General features: G+C 62.3%; 2 protein-coding genes and 1 pseudogene. 2 read left to right on the forward strand and 1 reads right to left on the reverse strand.

What is annotated here, in order from left to right:
• Window positions 1-224, forward strand: a pseudogene (locus tag EN949_RS34395) (glycosyltransferase family 4 protein); the annotation flags it as partial.
• On the opposite strand, the gene EN949_RS34400 reads toward EN949_RS34395, so the two are convergent.
• Window positions 217-1,347, reverse strand: a complete 1,131-nt coding sequence (locus tag EN949_RS34400; protein ID WP_127367331.1) for a glycosyltransferase family 1 protein — start codon at window positions 1,345-1,347, stop codon at window positions 217-219. The pseudogene EN949_RS34395 and the gene EN949_RS34400 overlap by 8 nt on opposite strands.
• A gap of 195 nt (window positions 1,348-1,542) precedes the next feature.
• On the opposite strand from EN949_RS34400, the gene EN949_RS34405 reads away from it, so the two are divergent.
• Window positions 1,543-2,718: glycosyltransferase family 1 protein (locus tag EN949_RS34405; RefSeq protein WP_164782651.1), on the forward strand; the 1,176-nt coding region annotated here is incomplete at its 3' end.

The following is a 2,718-nucleotide window of genomic DNA, read 5'->3' on the forward strand; positions in this document are numbered from 1 at the left end:
ACATCGTACAGCGGCTAGGATCATCCTCCGAGCCGACAGGAGTGCTGTTCAAGGCTCAAACGGTCGATCACCTCAAGCAGGCAGTGGAACGGTTCGAAGAGAATAGCCATGCCATTGCGCCGCGCGCTTGCGCCAGAAATGCAGGACGTTTTTCAGAAGAGAACTTCGACCGCGCGATCCTGGAATCGCTAGACGCCGTCCAGGCACTTCACGAGATCATGTGAATTCGGGAGCCCTGACGATCTTCGTTTCCGTATCGACGCCGTCTGCGGCCGCCATCGCCTGGAGATAACGCAGGCCCGTCGCCCTCCAGCTGTATTCCGCGGCTCTCGCCTTTCCCTTGCCCATCATCTGAGCGCGCAGGGCCTGAGAAGTGCGAAGCTGCACGAAACTGTCGAACCATGCGTCCTGGTCGTCTGGGGATGCAAACAGCGCTGCATTGCCGCAGACTTCAGGCAGGCTGGCGCGGTCTGAAACCACGACAGGACAGCCGACGGCCATCGCCTCGAGGGCTGGGAGACCGAAGCCCTCCGTGAGCGAGGGGAAAGCCAGGCATAGCGAGTCCCCGAGGAGGGCCGCCAACTCGCCATCCGAAATGCGGCCGAGCCAGTGGATGTTTCGCGCTTCGGTCCTGGCGGATCCTGACCTAAAGACGCGCGAATCCGACATGCCGACAATCGCGATTCTGAGTCCGGCTTCGCCAAGACGATCAGCCATGTTCAGGAGGAGATCCAGATTCTTGTGAGGTGCGGCACTGCCGATCAGGACAACGGTTTCCCGCGAGGCCGCCAGCCGCGTCTGTGCTGAGTGTTCAGGCTCCCACCGCAAGGCATGCTCATGGCCGTTCGGCGCCACGAAAGCCCGCTCTGCCGGGATGACGTCGCGGCGAACCAGTTCATCCAAGGAGTAGTTGGAAACGGTCGAAATACCGCACGCCGTCTTGCCGAGGGCGGGCAACAGATTCCTGTAAAGAAGTCTAAAGGCAAATGAATAGCTCTGCGGGGCATTCCAGACGTTTGCATCATGGACGCAGACGATATGCTTGCGGGAAAGCAGCGGCCCTGTGTTGCAGAGGCTGAGCAGTCCGCTGCCATCCAGGGATAAGGGGAGCTGCACCTGTTCCCAGGCATGCCCGTTCATGCCGCCGATCTCCCGACGCTCGATGCAAGCCAGGGGGAAGTCTCCGGACCCTGGAGGGTGGAGCAGTGCAAGCTCGAGGCCGCGGGTCAGCGGGTTCTGCTCGGCCAACAAGGTGTCGAGAGCGCGCACGACCTCGCGCGCGTAACGCTGAACGCCTGTTGTCGGCTGCGAAAGAAACCGCCCATTGATCGTCCAACGTCGCGCCATGTCGTCCACCCCTTGGAACTTTCAGTGTGGAACCGTCAAGACGCCAGGTCACCATGGCCATCGGGTCATTCGGCTAAGTGGCAATCATCCGGATTGGCGACGTCGGACAGCGTACCTACCTCGAACGTTTAAGGGCCTTGGTGTTCCTGGGAATGCTAGTCTGCCTAGGGTGCCGGAAGGTCGGGGAAGCTGGACATGGCCAAGCTCGGGTTCGATACGAGGGAGTCGCCGCAACCAAGATCGGCCTGGCCGGCGAACAGACACCGTGCCGACACGCCCCTGGCCAGATCCGCTGTCGCCGGCGCCGACTTCCTGATCGGCCATCCCGCTGCGGTGTGCGCGGACCGGGAAGCGCCGAGACGGCGCTGGACGATAAATGGAGACTTCACGACGCTTCGGCCAACCGGTGTGGCCCGTTACGCCCGCGAGGTCACCTTGGCTCTCGACGCCCTCATTTCAGAAGGGCATCCGCTCGGTCGCGACCTGGAGATTGATCTCGTGGTGCCGCGTCCGCTTTCGGAACCTTTGCGCCTCGATGCCATCCCCGTCCGGGTCGTTCCTGAATTCAGCAGGCCGCGACTGCCGCAATTTTGGGTGCAGGCGCAGCTGCCCTGGCATGTGCCTGGAGGATTGCTGAGCTTCTGCAATCTCGCTCCCGTCGCGCTGAGGCGCCAGATCGCGTGTATCCATGACATGCACACAAGGCTCATGCCGTCGAGCTACGCGCGAGGATTCCGCTGGGCGCACCGCTTGATCCTGCCGGCACTTGGCAGGCAGGCCGCCCGCATCACGACCGTCTCGCAACTCTCACGCAGCCATCTGATCAAGTTCGGAATCGCGCCAGAAGAAAACATCGTCGTCACCTACAACGGCAGCGACCATGCGAACCGGTGGGATGCGGCGAGATCAACTCTGGCCGTCGACCGGAGCAGGCCGTATGTCCTCTGCTTGGGGAGGCGGGACCAGGAATATAAGAACATGGGGCTTCTCGCCAGGCTGGCCCCACACCTCGACGCGATGGGTCTTGACCTGTGGATGCCAGGCGATGTCGACGAGGCCACGCTCCTGAGGTACATCCCGCAAATGCCCGGAAACATCGTCCTTCCTGGCCGCATAGGGGACGACGACTTCAAGAAGGCGCTCGAAGGCGCCCTGTGCTTCCTGTTCCCGTCACGGATCGAGGGCTTCGGGCTGCCGGCGGTCGAGGCGATGGCTTCGGGCTGCCCGGTCGTGGCCTCGACCTCGCCATGTCTTCCCGAAATCTGCGGGGATTCGGCCCTTTATGCCGATCCCGACGACGTCCAGTCATGGGCCGAAGCCATCCGCCTGTTGATGCTAGCCCCAGACTTGCGGCAGCGTTTGGTTACCAAG

The organism is Mesorhizobium sp. M7A.F.Ca.US.007.01.2.1 (assembly GCF_003998165.1).
Taxonomy (GTDB): Bacteria; Pseudomonadota; Alphaproteobacteria; order Rhizobiales; family Rhizobiaceae; genus Mesorhizobium; species Mesorhizobium ciceri.

Bases quoted from the DNA above. Each gene is read 5' to 3' on its own strand.
- EN949_RS34400 (WP_127367331.1), bottom strand. From the start codon at position 1,347: ATGGCGCGACGTTGGACGATCAATGGGCGGTTTCTTTCGCAGCCGACA.